The organism is Psychrobacter sp. KCTC 72983 (assembly GCF_014280455.1).
GTDB lineage: Bacteria > Pseudomonadota > Gammaproteobacteria > Pseudomonadales > Moraxellaceae > Psychrobacter > Psychrobacter pacificensis.
The window spans coordinates 1,960,838-1,977,682 of sequence record NZ_CP060390.1; the positions used below are offsets into that span (position 1 = coordinate 1,960,838).

A 16,845-nucleotide genomic window follows, 5' to 3' on the forward strand; every position below is an offset into this window, starting at 1 on the left:
TTTCATATTCAATTTATTTAAAGTTGACAGTTTAACGCTTAGCAGTGTAACGTCTTTATAACTATATCTTTATTTTATGGTTATAATTTGTTTTATAACCTTTTTTATCAGCAGCTACTATTACTATAAATCGCCGAGTCATGGCCAACCCCTGATCGTCAGCACCCATAAATTACTCTGCTGCTGATTGTAATGTTACTTTCAATCTACTTATACTTTTAATCACTTATATTATGGTGTCGTCAAATATGGCAAAAACCACAACCAAAAAAACCGCAGCATCAGCTGCTGACAGCCCAAAGGGCAAGTCTTTGGTGATTGTAGAATCACCAGCCAAAGCAAAAACCATTAATAAATATCTCGGTGATAATTTTATCGTACGCTCGAGCATCGGTCATGTCCGTGATTTGCCAGTTAGTGCAAATAAAAGCGCAAAAAAAGCAACCACGACCAAAAAAGATGACAACCTGACAAAAGAAGAAAAAGCACAGCAAGCACTGGTGCGCCGTATGGGCGTAGATCCAGAACACGACTGGGCGGCGGTCTATGAAGTACTACCAAATAAGACAAAAGTCATCAAAGAGCTCAAAGCACTGGCCAAAGATGCTGACAAAATCTATCTGGCAACGGATATGGATAGAGAGGGGGAGGCGATCGCTTGGCATCTAAAAGAAGTTATCGGCGGCCCTGATACTAAGTATCAACGTGTGGTCTTTAATGAGATTACCAAATCAGCCATCCAAAATGCCTTTAAACAACCCTCAAAGCTTGATATCGATCGCGTCAATGCTCAGCAAGCGCGCAGATTCTTGGATCGTGTCGTTGGTTTTATGGTGTCGCCGCTGCTATGGCAAAAGGTTGCTCGCGGTCTGTCAGCAGGCCGTGTGCAGTCAGTCGCTATGCGCTTGGTTGTTGAGCGTGAGCATGAGATTCGCGCCTTTATTCCAGAAGAATACTGGCAGATTCATGCAGATACACATGTCGCTCATGATAAAACCAAAAAAGCCTCAGATGCGGAGCAAATCGGTATCCGTTTAGAGGCGACCAAGCAGGGTGGCAAAACGCTAAAGCTTGGCAATAAAGAGCAAACCGATAAAGTCTTAGAGATACTCAAAGCGAGTGACTTTATCGTTAAAGAGCGTGAAGAGAAGCCAACGCAGTCGCGTCCAAGTGCGCCTTTTATTACCTCGACTTTGCAGCAAGCGGCTAGTACACGTTTGGGATTTTCTGTTAAAAAGACCATGATTTTGGCGCAGCGTCTATATGAGGCGGGTCACATCACTTATATGCGTACCGACTCGACGTTCTTGTCTGGCGATGCTCTTGCTGCTGTCCGTGGTCATATCGAAGACAGCTATGGCGTGAAATACGTGCCAGAAAAGCCAAATTTTTATGGCAATAAGCAAGGCGCACAAGAAGCGCATGAAGCGATTCGTCCTTCTAATGTCAACTTAAAGTCAACGCAAATGAAAGGCGTTGAGCGTGATGCCATACGTCTATACGAGCTGATCTGGCGGCAGTTTGTGGCTTGTCAGATGACGTCTGCTAAGTATCTATCAGTCAATCTTTTGGTAGAGGCGGGTAATGTCGAGCTAAAAGCGCGCGGCCGTACGATGACTTTTGATGGCTATACTCGTGTTATGCCACCAGCCAAGACTGACGATACGTTATTGCCTGATGTCAAAAAAGGCGATAAGCTCACCCTAGATAAGCTCGATCCGAGCCAACACTTTACCAAGCCGCCACCGCGCTATACTGAGGCAAGTCTTGTCAAAGAGCTTGAGAAAAAAGGTATTGGTCGTCCCTCGACTTATGCCTCAATTATCTCCACCATTCAAGACCGCGGCTATGTCAAGCTCGAAAACAAGCGCTTGTTTGCCGAAAAAATGGGCGATATCGTCACCGATAGATTGACCGCAAGCTTCCCAGACTTGATGGATTATACCTTTACTGCTGCGCTTGAAGACAAGCTCGATCATGTCGCCGAGGGTGAGCAAGATTGGAAAGACGTGCTCGATAATTTCTATGGTGAGTTCAAAACCACCCTTGAGCATGCCAAAGGCAAAGATGGTATGCGTCCGAATGATCCAACCGATGTGCCAGATGTGCATTGCGATATTTGCGATCGTCCGATGCAGCTGCGTACAGGCTCAACAGGCGTATTCTTGGGCTGTACTGGCTATAACTTGCCGCCGAAAGAGCGCTGTAAAGGCACCAAAAATCTAATGCCAGTTGAAGCATTTGCCAATCTAGATGATCCAGAGGGGGATGATGAAACGGCAGAAGTCAAAGATTTGATGGAGAAAAAACGCTGTCCGAAATGCGGCACCGCGATGAATGGTTATATCGTCGATGGTGGTCTCAAGCTACACATCTGCGGTAATAACCCTGATTGTGACGGTTATATTCTAGAAGAAGGTAAGTTTGAAGTACCAGGCTCAGATGCGCCAACCATCGACTGTGACAAGTGTGATGGTCAGATGGAGCTAAAGACAGGTCGCTTTGGTCCGTATTTTGCTTGTCAGAAATGTGATAACACCCGCAAGGTACTAAAAACAGGCGAAGCAGCACCGCCGCGTATGGATCCTATTCATCTACCAGAGCTAAAATCGACCAAGCATGATGATTACTTCATTTTGCGTGAAGGGGCGGCAGGCATGTTCTTAGCGGCTTCTAAATTTCCAAAGGTGCGTGAGACTCGTGCGCCCAAGCTCGCTGAGCTACGGGAAATAAAAGACAAGATGGAAGACAAGTTCCAATATCTGTTTGAGGGACCAGATGAAGATCCTGAGGGTAACCCAACTATATTACGTTGGTCACGTAAGAAAAAAGAGCAGTACATCGGCTCTGAGAAAAATGGCAAGGCCACCCGTTGGGGTGTTTACTGGCGTAAAGGCGAGTGGGTAGAAGAGTAACTACTTTTCTACCGGTCATAAAAAAACCTCTTAACCATATACAATATAGTTAAGAGGTTTTTTATGGCTAATATATATAGTATTAGTTCATCTCGATAATACCGCAAGCAACACGGTCACCTGATGCGCCTGATGGTTGGCTGGTGTAATCGTCAGCGCCAGCATGTACGATAAAGGCGCGGCGATTCACGCTATACTTACCTGCTTTATCGGCCGTGATTTTTTTGTTCACATAGTTGATAGTAGCGACGCCATCTTCATTGGCTGTCAGGTTAGATAGGTCACCTGCATGACCATTCATATCATCGGGATTAGAATGTGGTTTGTTGTTAGGATTGAAGTGACCGCCTGCCGCTTTACCCATATCAGCACAGCTACCTGTCTCATGAATATGTAGTGCAACCGTTTGGCCCGGCTGTAGATTCATGAGCTTACCGTAGACTTGTACACCGCCGTCGACAGGACGCAGGAACATCTGTCCGACTTCGTTCTTATCACCGCTCACCGCTTTGATGGTAGATTTTAGTGCTGGCTGATTGACAGGATTGCCTGTTTGCATTTGACCTTCGACCGTTTGGCAACCAGTCATGGCTAACGCTGATCCGCATAGTAGGGCACTTGCAAGCATTGTCTTATTCATTATTATCTCCAGTTATTTTATTCATTATTTAGAACGTAGTTAAAGTCACAAATATCTGTATTTATTGTTCTGTTAGAGCGCGTATCGATATTCGTTAACATCATCGTCAGTATAGCCAAGCAAACCCTATAGTTATTCATTAAATGCGCAACAATCGGTTAATAAATGTAAGTAACGTATGGGTTTGAAAAAGCAGATGGCAAAAAAATTAATGACATCAAATGAACGACAGAATGCATAGATTACATAAAAACACGAATTGGTAATGACCAAGGTGTTAGTAAACTAATGATCAATAAGCATAAAAAAGCCGCCCATCATAGTGATGAGCGGCTTTTATGTTTTAAGCATTGACTAACGAATACTCAATTAGTTGTGTAGCGCTTTGCCTGCCGTTTTATCAACCGTTACTTTTGCAGGCTTGAGCGGTTTTGGCATATCTACCAAAGCTACCTTTAAAATCTCTTCAATCGTCGCAACTGGCTGAATGGTCAAGCCTTCTTTGACATTATCAGGGATATCGGCCAAATCACGCTCATTACTCTCTGGAATCAAGACATGCTTGATACCGCCGCGATGCGCGGCCAGCAGCTTCTCTTTGAGACCACCGATACGTAGGATTTTGCCGCGCAAGGTGATCTCACCTGTCATGGCGATATCTGGACGAATGGCAATACCTGTCAAGGCAGAGACCAGTGCAGTCGTCAATGCACCACCAGCAGAAGGACCGTCTTTTGGCGTGGCGCCTTCTGGCATATGGACGTGGACGTCAGTAGTCTTAAAGGTCTCATAATCAATCCCTAAGCTGTCACCGCGAGCACGTACTACGCTCATTGCCGCGCGAATAGACTCTTTCATCACATCGCCGAGTGAGCCTGTAAAGCTCAGCTCACCTTTGCCTTTCATCGCCACCGCTTCGATAGTAAGTAGCTCACCGCCCACTTGTGTCCAAGCAAGACCAGTCACGCGGCCGATCTCAGGCTCTTCTTCTGCCAGACCGTAGTCGTACTGATGGACGCCTAGATAATCATCGATGTTTTTGTCATCGACCACCACCAGCTGACGCTCTGCTTTTTTCGGTGCGCGCGCGCCATGAGTCTCAACCGAACCGCGAACGACTTTGCGGCAGATTTTATTGACTTCACGCTCAAGGTTACGCACACCCGCTTCACGGGTATAGCTACGCACGATACTGTGTAGGGCCGCTTCAACGATTTCAATTTCACCTTCTTTAAGGCCATTATTTTTAATCGCTTTTGGCACGAGGTATTTCTGCGCGATATTGACCTTTTCTTCTTCGGTATAACCTGGCAGACGAATGACTTCCATACGGTCAAGTAGCGCAGGTGGAATATCCATGCTGTTAGCCGTACAGATAAACATCACTTGCGACAAGTCTAAGTCCATATCTAAATAATGGTCGTTAAAGGTATCGTTCTGTGAAGGGTCCAATACTTCGAGCAATGCTGATGCTGGATCACCGCGAAAGTCTTGCGCCATCTTATCGATTTCATCCAATAAGAATAGTGGGTTTTTGACTTCTACTTTGGCCAGTGACTGCACGATTTTACCTGGCATCGCACCGATATAGGTACGGCGATGACCGCGGATTTCCGCTTCATCACGGACGCCGCCAAGCGCCATACGGACAAACTTACGACCCGTTGCGCGCGCAATCGATTCACCCAGTGAAGTTTTACCCACACCTGGAGGACCGACGAGACAAAGAATTGGGCCACGCAGTTTTTTCACGCGAGATTGTACGGCGAGATATTCTAAGATGCGGTCTTTGACATCTTGTAAGCCATAGTGATCTTCGTCTAAGACCGTTTTTGCCTTGTCTAGATTGATTGAGACTTTGGTCGTCGCATTCCACGGCGTATCCAAAATCCACTCAATGTAGTTGCGTACCACTGACGATTCGCTTGATGCAGGTGGCATCATTTTGAGCTTTTTAAACTCTTGCTCCGCTTTTTTGCGCACATCGTCTGGCAAGTCAGCATCTTCGAGACGCTGCTCTAGCTCAGCCACATCGTCCTCACCATCGAACGCGCCATCATTGAGATCTGATAGCTCGTTTTTGATCGCTTTCATCTTTTCGTTTAAGAAGTACTCGCGCTGATTGTCTTCCATCTGCTGACGGACCGCATCTTGAATATCTTGCTCGATATTTTGCTCAGCACTTTGCTTGACCAGATATTCCGTCAAGGTGTTGATATGCGTTTTGCTATCATTTTCTTCTAAGAACGACTGTTTAACATCCAAATCCATTGACACGCGGGTTGAGATGAAATAAACCAGTTCAAGCAAATCATCGATGCGTTTGGCCACGCGAGTTAGCTCACGGGCATTACGCAGACGCGCATCCGCATAGCCTTCAAACAGGGTGGTCAACGCCTGAATAGTGTTTTTCTTCTGGCTCTCATCCATGCTGACATCAAGATCAGCACGCTCAAATCTCGCCATCAATAAGTCGTCATGACTTTCGATATTGTCGACACGGGCGCGATATTGACCTTCGATCAGCACCTTGATGCAGTTCTCATCGCTATCGTGCGGCATGGTGCTGACGATGCGGCACACGGTACCGTATTGATACAAGTTGTCTTGATCAATGTCTTCGGTCAATGAGTCTTTTTGGGCGACGACCAGTACTTTGTTGCCATACTCAGCCTGCGCCAGCTCAACGGCTTTCACCGATGGCGCACGTCCCACAAATAAGGCAATCTGCATGTGCGGATAGACGACGACATCTCGCAATGCCAAGAGTGGCAAGTAGTTTTCAGGTTGGTTGTCGTTTACGTCTTTGTTATTAGAGTCAGTGTTATCAAGACCAGTGTCTGTCTCATTGGTTGACGCCGCTTTTTGTGCTGCATTCGATAAGGTCTCTGCCTCATTGTTGTCTGTAGCAGTAGATGAAACGTCGACATCAATGTCGATATTGTCTTGGGTTATTTTATGTTCACTCATATATTTTTCCTCTTTCCCCGGACTTGTAAAGTCAAGTTCGTGGTTCATGTCTAGATAAATGGTGTCCGCATATAAAATTGCAAGTCTCATTGGCAAAGATGCACAGTTATCTTTGTTAAATAGTGCGACAAACGCCGACGTTTCAATGCGGTTATTGGATTAAAAAGTTGGATTAAAAATGCTGTGTCTGGATTAAATAAGTAAAATCTCACCATTAGATAGCGAGAGCGTGTGTGAGATGCGGGTGTCTAATCGGTTCTATGCATGGGCTTTATATCCAAAATAAGGTAAACTGGCGCCCGTCTAAAAACAGGGGTTGTTAGGGTAGTATTTTAGACATCATAGCGCTAGTCATCAGTGTTACTATTCATCAGTCTCAATGAGACCAAGTTATAAAGAGCAAGGGGCAATACATGGCCATCAATGCGGTACTGCTGGCAGTTATTATTATGCTAGGACTGTCACTTTCGCGCGTGCACGTGGTGCTCAGTTTATTAATCGGGGCGCTAGCAGGTGGATTGTTAGCAGGGCTTGGTATTACCGATACGCTCAATGCTTTTCAAGAAGGTATCCGTAATGGCGCACAGATTGCGCTATCGTATGCCTTGCTAGGGGCGTTTGCCGTGGCGATCGCGCACTCGGGATTGCCGCAGTCATTGGCAGGGACAGTGATTAGACGCATTGATGCCGCGGGCACGAGTGGCATGATTAAATATATGCTGTTTGCAGGCCTCATTACCATGAGCTGCTTTAGCCAAAACCTAATCCCCATTCATATTGCCTTTATTCCACTGCTGGTACCGCCGCTGCTTTTGGCGTTCAACCGTATGCAGATTGATAGACGCCTGATTGCCTGTCTGATTACCTTTGGACTGGTCACCACCTATATGTTTATACCGTATGGGTTTGGTGATATTTACCTCAATCAAATTATGCTAAAAAACGTCGGTGAAGCGGGCATTGATGTTGCCAATATTTCTGTGGTGAAGGCCATGGCAATTCCTGCGCTTGGCATGCTCATTGGTCTGCTGGTCGCGGTATTTATCAGTTACCGTAAGCCGCGCGAATATCAGCAAATAGCGATAGATCAGCAAGCGCATGATGCCGTCTTAGAAGGCGATGCATTAAGTAAAACAGCCGCTGGCGCTCAGTCACAAAGCAAGCTAAAGACGCTGGTTGCATTGGCTGCTATCGTGACGGCTTTCGTCGTGCAGCTATACACTGATTCGCTACTACTTGGCTCGATGTTTGGCTTTGGCGTGTTTATGGCGACAGGCGTGGTGAAATGGCGTGATGCTGATGGTGTCTTTAATGATGGTATCAAATTGATGGCGATGATTGGCTTTATTATGATTACCGCGCAAGGTTTTGCTGAAGTCATGAAAGCGACAGAGCAGATTCAGCCACTCGTTGATGGGGCGGCGTCACTGTTCGGTGGTAATAAAGCGATGGCAGCATTTATCATGCTCTTGATTGGTTTGATTGTGACCATGGGTATCGGCTCGTCCTTCTCGACCATTCCTATTTTGGCCGCGATCTATGTACCGCTATGTATCTCTTTAGGGTTTTCGCCATTAGCAACGGTTGCTATTATCGGTACAGCTGGCGCGCTTGGTGATGCCGGTTCTCCTGCGTCAGATTCGACATTGGGGCCAACCTCTGGTCTTAATATTGATGGACAGCATGACCATATCAAAGACAGTGTGGTGCCAACCTTTATTCACTACAATATTCCGCTACTGGCATTTGGTTGGATCGCCGCGATGGTGCTGTAGTAAATGATTTGAATGATTGGGTTTGATAGGAGAGGCGAGTATAAACAATCACTATACTCGCCTTTTTTCGTTTCTATTAATTGCTCAAACTGCCTATATTTTTAACAATCTTTATCAAAATCCTCAATCTCACCGTTCAAACTGCTCAAAAACGCATCACTTTGCGCAAGTAGCTCATTTAAGCGTTCTTCATTGACTAATCGTGTCATCTCATCAGTGCTAAACGGCTGCTCTTGACTGTAATAACGTTGCTCTCTAGCGTCATCGCTACCTAACCTTTGCAAATATTCATCCACACTGTCTGCACTGGAAACAGCAGCGCTAGAGTCTTTTTCAAATTGTTCATCGTCTTTCATCAAAACCACCTTAAGCCACTTGGCGTAATTAAGCCATCTAATGGCACATCCCACGGCTGACGCGCTAATTGTTCAACCACTTGAAAGTCATAACACCAGCCAATTTTTAATGGTTTCTTGGCCCCTGAGCGATAGCTTTTGCCAAGCGTCGTATCATAAAAACCGCCACCCATGCCCATACGATTGCCGTGTTTATCTACCGCGACTAACGGACAGATGATCACATCTAATTCTGACGCCCATAATAGAGCGCGGCTATGATTTTGTTTCATGCCGAGCTGATGAATGCGAGTGGGGACATTGATTAGTTTTGAGTGGTAAACAGGTACAAAACGCAACCGTTTATCATCACTGCCATTACTAGTACGACCGAGAGAACCAACGACAGGTAAATAAGGAGAATAGCCTAAGCATATGCACCAATCCAGCAGTGGCTGAGTGGGTAGCTCACCAAATCCATCATAATATAGCCCAATACGTGCATTTTTTGATAGCCGCTGCTGTAATTTGCTCAAATGCAAGCTCGCTGCTTGCGCCATATTCCTACGCGCGCCATCACTTAACTGACGACGCTGGCGAGTGAAGTGCCGTCTGGGTGGATTACTTAGCGTAGGTTCTTGTGAGTTAAGCATTTTTGACTCAGTGGGCATGGTTTCAGAGTGCATAGGTATCTTATCCAATGATATATCAGATTGATGAGGGGCGCTTCTAGACATTCGTTTTTAGGCATTGACCAAAGTGATTTGTGAATATTCAATACGCCTTAGTCATGCTATCATAACGCCACTTTATATCGTATTCTCCTTTATGTGCAGCGGATGTTGCATTTTTTAGAGCAGTCATAAAACAACAAACCATCAAAGAGGGTAGTTATGTCGACACAGAATCAGGCAACTCGTACCGAAAAAGACACCATGGGTAACGTAGAAGTCCCAGCTGATGCCTATTGGGGCGCGCAAACACAGCGTAGCCGCGAAAACTTCAAAATCGGTGGCGAGACTTTGCCGCGTCCGATGATCGAAGCGATGGCACTGGTCAAAAAAGCCGCTGCGATTACCAATGCCAGCCTAGAGCGTATCGAAAGCGATAAGCGTGATCTTATCGTGCAAGCCGCTGACGAAATCATCAATGGTGGTCTGGTTGATCAGTTCCCATTGGTCGTATGGCAGACAGGTTCTGGCACGCAGTCAAACATGAACATGAACGAAGTGCTGGCCAACCGTGCTAACGAAATCGCGGGTTCTGAGCGTGGCAGCTACACGCCAATTCACCCAAATGACCATGTGAACCATGCACAGTCTACCAACGACAGCTTCCCAACGGCGATTCGTGTGGCAGCTGCGCGTCAGATCAACAGCTTACTTATCCCAGCGGTCAAAGCGCTACGTGATACCTTAGATAAAAAGTCCAAAGAGTTCGATAGCATCGTCAAAATCGGCCGTACGCACTTACAAGACGCCACGCCTTTGACCCTAGGCCAAGAGTTCAGCGGCTATGTAAGCCAACTTGACCACGCATTGACTCGTATCGACAACGCGCTACAAGGTCTATATGAATTGCCACTAGGCGGTACTGCGGTTGGTACTGGTCTAAACGCCCATCCTGACTATGCCGTAAAAGCAGCTGAGCAACTAGCGACTTTGACGGGCTTGCCATTTGTCACATCCCCAAATAAATTTGAAGCACTAGCGGCGCGTGATGCCGAAGTATTTGCTTCTGGCGCGCTAAAAACCCTAGCAGGTAGCCTCAATAAAATCGCTAACGACGTACGCTGGCTCGCTTCAGGTCCTCGTTGTGGTTTGGGTGAGTTGACGATTCCAGAGAACGAGCCAGGCTCTTCTATCATGCCAGGTAAAGTGAACCCAACGCAGTCAGAAGCGATGACCATGGTTGTGGCACAAGTGATGGGTAACGATACGACGATCAGCATAGCTGGCGCATCAGGTAACTTTGAGCTAAACGTGTATAAGCCTGTGATCGCGTTTAACTTATTGCAGTCTATCAAACTGCTTGGCGATGCGTGCAACAGCTTCAACGAGAACTGTGCAGTTGGTATCGAGCCAGTAAAAGACAAAATCGATGACTTCTTGCATAACTCATTGATGCTAGTGACGTCATTAAACCGTCATGTCGGCTATGAAAACGCGGCAAAAATCGCTAAGACGGCTTATAAAGAAAACAAAACGTTGAAGCAAGTGGCGGTTGAGCTAGAGCTATTAACTGAAGCACAGTTTGATGAGTGGGTCATTCCTGCTGATATGGTACATCCGTCTTAATCTGATACTTAGGCCTATATCAATTAAAAGACCTTGTCGCATCCTTAAATGAGGGGCGGCAAGGTCTTTTTTTAACAGTATTATTTATATGGACTATTGATCATAACGTTCACAACATTTTTTACCGTAATCTTCCATGACAGCGCCTGTTAATCCTTGCTGTGCAAAAGAATGAGCAATGCCTGCCTTAAACGCTTGACCTTTATAACGTAAAATCAAACGTGAGAATTTTGCATTATTTTTTGATAATGAGCCATCAGTTTTTATCAGTTTAAAAGAATAGTCTTCTTTTTTTACTATATGAGCTCTTAATAAGCTTTCAAATACTTTACCGCAAAAAATGACATAATCTCTATCTGTTTTAATAATAGTATCTAATAAGAGTTCTATGTAAGGTTGCAACGCTTCGTGAGTCATCAAATCAGTTTTAAATGAGCTTGAACCAAACGGAACCAGCTCGAGCTGTAGTTTGTCATCTATGACGCGCTGTAAGTTGACGAACTCATCATCAGCGCTTAAATTCAAGGCATTAAAGGGGCGAATAAAGTGAACTTGTTTGGTATCAAATATTGATTTACGTCTGTTCTTCAGAGATTTACCGTAGTGATTTTCACCAAAGTGCTGATAATACATAACGTAGTCTGTAAAATCTTGAAATTTTAACTCACCTTGATATGTTGCATCTAAGTTATCGTTTTGTTTAGGCATAAGGTGCACTAAAACGAACTTGGCATTGAGATCACCAAAAAAATACTCAGGATATTCGTTATGGTTCATGTGCATGCCTGTTATTCGTGTTAACGCTTTAGCCCGCTCAATTTTTCCGCTACTGTGAAATTCATCAAAATCGCGTTTTATTACACTTAATAAGTCAGCCATCTTCTCTCCTTTTATCATTTCACTTAACAAAAAGCTGGGCTAAAAGCCCAGCCTACGTCAAATATCGTAACTTAAGTTTTAACATCAATCCCTAAAACTTATAAAGCAAACCAAGCGTGGTCGACGCTTCAGTACGTGAGTCTACCATTGGGCTATCGTACTGCTCATTCGGCACATAGCTCACGCTTTGATTGGCAAATCCTGCCCATTTATCGTTAAAGTCGTAGTTGGCACTAACGCTGACATACGGATTCAAGCTCGAGTTAGATTTATAAGCGGCAACGCCTGTCTCCGCTGACTCTTCTTCACTGACGCCATAGTAGTATTCGTTATAATCAGCATCATGATACTCAAAGCCGATGCTTGGATAGACCGTCAGCTTGTTTCTAGTAATTTTGGCAAGGTAAGTTAAGCGACCAGTATTACCGCCACTTTCGTCCAGCACATCGGTCGCAAACTGACCACGAAACGCACCGATAGGCGTGCGACGCTGGTAGCTTATACCTGCTTCTGCAGATAGTTTACGCTCATCGAGACCTTGCAGGGCACCATTAGCATCATCAGGATCAAACGAATTCCCTGCGAGCTGCGCGTAAGCAGAGAGCTGATTGACACCATCATTGATCAAGTACGCACCCGCTTGAGCACCGCGCGCATAGATCCTATTATTGTCATAAAAAATGCCCGGTAGCACACGCACTTCAGTACTGTCTTCAAGATCATAGGCGGATTTGACCGCCATGACATTGACCCCAACGCTCAATTCGGCGTCTTTGTCAGTCGGTAGGTTTTTATTAAGAAAAGGAATGGCGCTAGACAGGCTAGATACACTGAGTAATGCCGTAGCGGTTAATGTGCTCAGCATGGCTCGCGTAGAGAAGTGAGGTTGCGCTGCAAGTTTTAACATAATTGGGTCTCGTAAGTGAGTATAAATAACGGGGTAGTAAGATCAGGTAAAAAACGAGCAAAAAGCGAATAAGAATAAATGGTCTAAATAATTCGGCTGTTATTGGTAGTTATTTAGCAATGATAGATAAGTATGAGCATTTACTCAATGGCTTTTAGCACTTGTAGGATTTGCTGATGAATATCTTGCCACCACCACAAAAAACCAATGACAATAACAAGCATAACTAGCCAAGGCAGCAGTCGCCAGATTAGGCTCACGTTAACAGGCTCTGGCGCAAATTTCTTGGGATCAATATAAGTGGGGTAGTTATTTATGGGGTAGTTATTTATATAGCCACCACTTTGGTCGAAATCGGCAGTATCCGCGGTGTTGTTTAAGTCTACAGGGGTTTGGATATTATTATCAGCAAATATATTGGTAAGCGGCGGATTACCGCGCTGATTATCGTGTAAGCTCGTTTGATAGCTTGGCTGATGATTGCTTGCATAGCTCGCTTGGACCGCGTTTTGATAAGCTTGCTGAGCTTGCGCCATAGCTGCTTGCTGTGCCAGCTCTCGCTTACGATAAACGAGAGCAATAGGCAAGGCAATAACAAGCCCTGTGATCGCGCCGCCGATGTGACCGGCATTATCGATACCCGGTACGGCAAAGCCATAAACCAAGTTGATCGCCATGATGATGATCAAGCTCTTGAGATTGAGTATCATGCCATTGACCGATATTTTAAACAGGGCAGCGATCAGTAACGCCGCACCGATACCCATGATACCACCAGAAGCTCCCGCTGATAGGCCGGGCTGTCCTGTTCCTTCTATGATACTTTGCCATGTGACATAGTTATTGAGCAAGTTGCCACCGATGGCTGCCAACAAAAACAATGCCAAAAACTTGGCTGAGCCAAACATCGGCTCGGCAATCTGGCCAAAAAAATACATGGCAAAGCCATTAAATAGTAGATGCATGAGACCAATGTGCAAAAACGCACTACTCACCAAGCGCCATGGGTCATCCATCATCGTTAAGGGTAAGGCGTTGGCACCCCATTTAACTAACGCTTCAGTTGACGGGTTATTGGCATCGACGCCCGTGACTAGCTGCATGACAAATAGCCCGATAAAGCTGGCTAATAGCAGGGTAGTGACGGGCGCTGTTTTTAATAATTGTTGAATGGTCATAAAGGCTAACTGTCATTAAAATGTTATAGAGACAGTATAAAGGGTATGAGCAAATTATGTTATGTATAGCCAGTTTTAAACGTCGATCGCTAGACATTAAGCCGCTCTAAAAACGACCCACTTTGAGGTTTTCATACGTGCCTTTTACCAAGATATTATCCGTGACAGTATTGATATCGGTATGACCACAGAATGCCATAGATATATCACACTCTTTATAGATAATCTCAAGCGCGCGGCGCACCCCGTCTTCACCATACGCTCCCAATCCGTAGAGAAAAGCGCGACCGATCATCGTGCCTTTTGCGCCCAATGCGATAGCCTTTAGTACATCTTGACCTGAGCGAATCCCGCTATCGAGCCACACCTCGATGTCGCTGTTTTCGGCATGGACTGCCTGTACGATGTCTGCGAGGGCAGAGATAGAAGATAACGCGCCATCCAACTGACGACCGCCATGGTTTGAGACGACTAGGGCATCCGCGCCACTGCGAGCCGCCATAATAGCATCTTCAGGCTCCATGATACCTTTTATGATAAGTTTACCGCCCCACATGTCTTTGATACGCGCTACATCGTCCCAGCTCAGACGTGGATCGAATTGCTCTGCCGTCCAAGCAGAGAGTGATGACAGATCCTCAACATTTTGTGCATGACCGACGATATTACCAAACGTGCGACGTTTGGTGCCCAGCATATTCATACACCATTGCGGCTTGGTCATGAGGTTGATGATATTGGTTAATGTGGGTTTGGGCGGTGCGGATAGACCATTTTTGATGTCTTTGTGACGTTGTCCAAGCACTTGTAAGTCGGCGGTCAAGATAAGTGCTGAGCAATTGGCATCTCTGGCACGGCGAATCAGATTGGCCATAAAGTCTTGATCGCGCATGACATAGAGCTGAAACCAAAACGGCTTACTAGTATGAGTGGCGACATCTTCGATAGAGCAAATGCTCATGGTTGAGAGTGAAAAGGGCACGCCGAATTTTTCAGCGGCGCGTGCGGCATGTATCTCACCATCTGCCCACATCATGCCGGTAAATCCCGTTGGGGCGATGGCTACAGGCATCTTGACTGGCTCACCGATCATACTCGTTGCCAGACTGCGGTTATCCATATCGACCAATACGCGCTGGCGCAGCTTGATACGGTCAAAGTCAGTCTCGTTATTACGATAGGTGGTCTCAGTCCACGAGCCTGAATCGACATAGTCATAGAACATACGCGGCACTTTACGCTCAGCGACACGGCGCAGATCTTCAATATCGGTCATTTTTTCTAGATTTATCATAGGATCCTCACTACAAATAATGTATAGACGGTTTGATGTTATGACGTAAGCAGTTGCTGCAAATCCATCACTGAAAACGGATAATTTAATCGCTGTGATGGAGTCAAAATCACAGGGATAGACGTGGCAAAATCCATCATAAGCGCCTCATCAAAGTCTGCAATATCGACATTTTGGTAAGTGATTGGTTGTACCGACTGAAACTGTGCAAGTATTTGCTCAGCGATATCACACAAATGACAACCAGAGGTCCCTAGTAGCCACCATTGATTGCTATTTTCAGTAGTATTGAGGTTTGAGCTTGCGGCAATAACACGCGCTCGTAATACTTCTATACTATTATTATGCATGGTGAGATCTCTGAGCTTAAAGTATGCCAAAAAATGCTGATTATTAGGCTATTTTGATAAAAAGTAAAAAATAGTTGGTTTATTATTACATCATAAAGAATTGGTGTAAATAATGACAGCGATTGTGAGATTAGGTAAGATGACCTGCTACTGGTCATTACTAATGACTGCTTGTTAATAAAAGACAATGACAGCTATTTTAGGACTATTGGTTCATAGTTGCTGTTTTTAGTTATTAGCAGATGACCTATATTATCTTATTACTTTTTTAATCACTCGGATATCGCGCATGACAAGTTTTGGCAAGTTTATCAAACGTCTGTTATTGGCTATTATGTTATTGGTTGTCGCATTCCATATTTTGGTCACCGGACTACTACTAATCTGGAAAACGCAGCCGATTAACAACAGCATGTTTATGTTGACGCATCGCCTAACGGGTGGCACGGTCACGCAGACATGGGCTGAGTACGATGCCATCGCCAAGTCTGTCAAACAAGCAGCGATCGTGAGTGAAGATTCCACGTTTAGCCAGCACAATGGCTTCGATATCGACGGTATCAAAGCGGCACAAAAGAAAAATGAAGAAACGGGCAAAATGTCCGCTGGTGGTTCAACCATCACCCAACAGCTGGCAAAAAACCTGTTTTTGACCTCGCATCGCTCTTATGTACGTAAGGCAGAAGAAGCTGTCATTACTGTCATGATAGAAACACTGTGGGACAAGGAGCGTATCTTGACCGCTTATCTCAATGTGGCAGAATTTGGTAATGGTATCTATGGTATCGATGCCGCCGCGCACCATTATTTTGATAAATCTGCGGCCAATCTGAACCGAGACGAATCAGCGCTCCTCATTGGGATGCTTACCAATCCGAAGTATTACGAAGACAATCAAGGTGACAGAGGCTTGCGCAACAAGCAACGTATTATCAAAAAACGCATGAAAAACGCCGTATTACCGCAAGCGTCTTAATCTTTTAAAAGAAGCCTTAACAACAAGAATAACGGGAAAGAATAATATAGTTAAGTCTAAATAAAAACGATACAGGATAATAAATTCATTTGATTAAACGCTATTTTTCTTGCTTGCTGTGACTACGTCTCCAGAGGCTGCGAAAAATAGCGTTTAATCTTATTGTATCGATTTTATAGTGAACCGACTATAGTTAATAACCTTTAAGACGATAGTATAAAGACGACGGCGTATCGATAACGCAAAAGGAGTAGTAACGTGGTAGAGATAAATAATAATCAGAACAGCGGTGATATGAACAAGATGATCGACGTTAATAGTGTGAGTGA

At 45.1% G+C, this 16,845-nt stretch carries 13 protein-coding genes; 4 read left to right on the forward strand and 9 right to left on the reverse strand.

Annotation, left to right across the window (positions count from 1 at the left end):
• Positions 1 to 248: 248 nt before the first annotated feature.
• Positions 249 to 2,915: a type I DNA topoisomerase gene (gene topA / locus PSBA01_RS08405; protein WP_186473889.1), complete on the forward strand. Its 2,667-nt coding sequence runs from the start codon at positions 249 to 251 to the stop codon at positions 2,913 to 2,915.
• A gap of 82 nt (positions 2,916 to 2,997) precedes the next feature.
• Here topA and PSBA01_RS08410 read toward each other — a convergent pair whose 3' ends face one another.
• Entirely contained in the window at positions 2,998 to 3,555 is a 558-nt protein-coding gene (locus PSBA01_RS08410) for a superoxide dismutase family protein (RefSeq protein WP_186473890.1), read from the reverse strand.
• Between the two features lie 369 nt (positions 3,556 to 3,924).
• Positions 3,925 to 6,330: an endopeptidase La gene (gene lon, locus PSBA01_RS08415; protein WP_186475490.1), complete on the reverse strand. Its 2,406-nt coding sequence runs from the start codon at positions 6,328 to 6,330 to the stop codon at positions 3,925 to 3,927.
• Between the two features lie 608 nt (positions 6,331 to 6,938).
• On the opposite strand from lon, the gene PSBA01_RS08420 reads away from it, so the two are divergent.
• Positions 6,939 to 8,300, forward strand: coding sequence for a Na+/H+ antiporter family protein (locus PSBA01_RS08420; RefSeq protein ID WP_186473892.1), 1,362 nt, complete (start codon positions 6,939 to 6,941; stop codon positions 8,298 to 8,300).
• 101 nt (positions 8,301 to 8,401) lie between these two features.
• Here PSBA01_RS08420 and PSBA01_RS08425 read toward each other — a convergent pair whose 3' ends face one another.
• Complete coding sequence (locus PSBA01_RS08425) at positions 8,402 to 8,656, reverse strand: hypothetical protein (protein ID WP_186473894.1); 255 nt, start codon at positions 8,654 to 8,656, stop codon at positions 8,402 to 8,404.
• Positions 8,656 to 9,321: a 5-formyltetrahydrofolate cyclo-ligase gene (locus tag PSBA01_RS08430; RefSeq protein WP_223333231.1), complete on the reverse strand. Its 666-nt coding sequence runs from the start codon at positions 9,319 to 9,321 to the stop codon at positions 8,656 to 8,658. The genes PSBA01_RS08425 and PSBA01_RS08430 overlap by 1 nt, the downstream gene beginning before the upstream one ends.
• Positions 9,322 to 9,528: 207 nt before the next feature.
• Between PSBA01_RS08430 and fumC the strand changes: the two genes are divergently transcribed.
• The gene (fumC, locus tag PSBA01_RS08435; protein WP_186473896.1) at positions 9,529 to 10,932 is read left to right on the forward strand and encodes a class II fumarate hydratase; all 1,404 of its coding nucleotides are present in this window, start codon (positions 9,529 to 9,531) and stop codon (positions 10,930 to 10,932) included.
• Between the two features lie 93 nt (positions 10,933 to 11,025).
• On the opposite strand, the gene PSBA01_RS08440 is transcribed toward fumC, so the two are convergent.
• From PSBA01_RS08440 to PSBA01_RS08460, 5 genes are all read right to left on the reverse strand, one after another.
• Positions 11,026 to 11,811, reverse strand: a complete 786-nt coding sequence (locus PSBA01_RS08440) for a hypothetical protein (RefSeq protein ID WP_186473897.1) — start codon at positions 11,809 to 11,811, stop codon at positions 11,026 to 11,028.
• 91 nt (positions 11,812 to 11,902) lie between these two features.
• Positions 11,903 to 12,718, reverse strand: a complete 816-nt coding sequence (locus PSBA01_RS08445; RefSeq protein ID WP_186473898.1) for a MipA/OmpV family protein — start codon at positions 12,716 to 12,718, stop codon at positions 11,903 to 11,905.
• Positions 12,719 to 12,858: 140 nt separating this feature from the next.
• Positions 12,859 to 13,896 (reverse strand): rhomboid family intramembrane serine protease, encoded by a 1,038-nt coding sequence (locus PSBA01_RS08450; protein ID WP_186473899.1) that lies wholly within the window; start codon positions 13,894 to 13,896, stop codon positions 12,859 to 12,861.
• Positions 13,897 to 14,002: 106 nt separating this feature from the next.
• On the reverse strand, positions 14,003 to 15,190 hold the full coding sequence (locus tag PSBA01_RS08455; RefSeq protein ID WP_071002141.1) for an alpha-hydroxy acid oxidase: 1,188 nt from the start codon (positions 15,188 to 15,190) through the stop codon (positions 14,003 to 14,005).
• Between the two features lie 38 nt (positions 15,191 to 15,228).
• Positions 15,229 to 15,540 carry a glutaredoxin family protein gene (locus PSBA01_RS08460; RefSeq protein WP_186473900.1) on the reverse strand — a complete coding sequence of 104 codons (312 nt, stop codon included), beginning with the start codon at positions 15,538 to 15,540 and terminating at the stop codon, positions 15,229 to 15,231.
• A gap of 289 nt (positions 15,541 to 15,829) precedes the next feature.
• Here PSBA01_RS08460 and mtgA point away from each other — a divergent pair, with 289 nt between their 5' ends.
• Entirely contained in the window at positions 15,830 to 16,516 is a 687-nt protein-coding gene (gene mtgA / locus PSBA01_RS08465) for a monofunctional biosynthetic peptidoglycan transglycosylase (RefSeq protein ID WP_186473901.1), read from the forward strand.
• The last annotated feature ends 329 nt before the right edge of the window (positions 16,517 to 16,845 follow it).